This is a genomic window from Burkholderia sp. MSMB1498 (assembly GCF_001526245.1).
Taxonomy (GTDB): Bacteria; Pseudomonadota; Gammaproteobacteria; order Burkholderiales; family Burkholderiaceae; genus Burkholderia; species Burkholderia savannae.
The window spans coordinates 1-1,441 of sequence record NZ_LOYJ01000100.1; the positions used below are offsets into that span (position 1 = coordinate 1).

The window sequence follows — 1,441 nt, forward strand, 5'->3', positions numbered from 1 at the left end:
TGGCGGTTGGCGGTTGGCGGTTGGCGGTTGGCGGTTGGCGGTTGGCGGTTGGCGGTTGGCGGTTGGCGGTTGGCGGTAGTGATTGTCGCCGGTTCGAACGGCCGTGGAACACGGCGTCGCTTGGCGGCGAATGGACTGCCCGGACATCGACGCGTGAATCGACGCTCGAATCGCCGAGCCCGTCGCCGATGCCGCTCGGCAGCGCCGCGCAAACGATGCGAATGCACCGCCCGGGCATCGCGCACGCTCCGACCTCCGGCACGTGCCGCGCAGCCCTCCGTGCCGCACATGCGTCATCCGCCGTCCGGAAGGCGCCGCGCCACCGCGCTCACCGCTTGATCGACACCGTGATCTTCGTGCCGTCGCGCATCGAGATCGACTTCGAGCCGCCTGTCGAGATCGACAGCCACTTGACCTGGCTCACCGTCACGACATTCGGACACTGCAGCGTCTTGCCGCCCGCCGCCACTTTCTTCGTGCCGTTCGGCGCGCTCGCCTGGAAGCTCAGCTGCACGTTCGCGACGCCCTTGCTATCGACGGACGGCGCAAGCCGCACCTGCGCCTGCCGGACCATCGCGCCGTTCGCGTCGCGCGGCAGCGTGTCGGCGCTCGGGCACGCGTCGGACATCGGCACGGCGCCCGACGGCGGCACCGACTTCCAGTTGAAATCGTCGGTTTCGCCGGAGCGGATCTTGCGCGTCTCCTGCATCGTGCCGAACTGCTTCGAGTCGACCTTGACCGTGTATTGAAGCTGGCCGTCGTTGCCGCCGAGCACGCTCGCCTTGATGGGCGGCGCCGCGTGCGCCGCATACGCCGAGAGCAGCGCTGCGACGGCGCACGACGCAACGAGCGGCGACAGAATGCGTTGACTCATGCTGACCTCTCCTTTTATGGCGACGAACTGCGCGAATCGCCGGGTTATCGATGCATGACGCAATGCCAGTCTAACGCGAAGCGGCACGCCTGGCGCCTGCCGCGCATCGGGTGTTACCCCTGCTTGCACGATCTGCGTCAAGCGTGCGTGGCGCGCGATCGACGTTCGAGGTTCGCTCGAAGAGGGCCATGCACACGCGATCGACGCGCCCGGAACTGTGCACGCGAGACGGCCGCATCACCGCCGCTCGCCAGCCGCGGCGCCTGCTTCGCCCTGCTTGTTTCGCCCTTTGTCGTGTGCGATGAAGCACGGCTATGCCTTGATCGCTTTCCCGCCGTCGGCATGCACGTGTGGGTTGCGGGTGGCGCGCGTGCGCGCCGTCGTCGCGATACTCGTCGATCCAACGCACGCTGGCGCACGCTGCTGCGCCGAATCGCTTGCGCGACCGCATCGAGCCCGCCGTGAACCTCTCGCATTGAACGCTGTCCCGCGAGAACCGAGAACCGAGAACCGAGAACCGAGAACCGAGAACCGAGAACCGAGAACCGAGAACCGAGAACCGAGAAC

The 1,441-nt window shown here is 67.3% G+C and carries 1 protein-coding gene; it reads right to left on the reverse strand.

The window, feature by feature from the left end:
* Positions 1-328: 328 nt before the first annotated feature.
* Positions 329-874 (reverse strand): DUF6013 family protein, encoded by a 546-nt coding sequence (locus WS91_RS21585; RefSeq protein WP_038744270.1) that lies wholly within the window; start codon positions 872-874, stop codon positions 329-331.
* Positions 875-1,441: the final 567 nt, after the last annotated feature.

Coding starts and splice junctions, on each gene's coding strand:
- WS91_RS21585 (WP_038744270.1), bottom strand. CDS start 874: ATGAGTCAACGCATTCTGTCGCCGCTCGTTGCGTCGTGCGCCGTCGCA.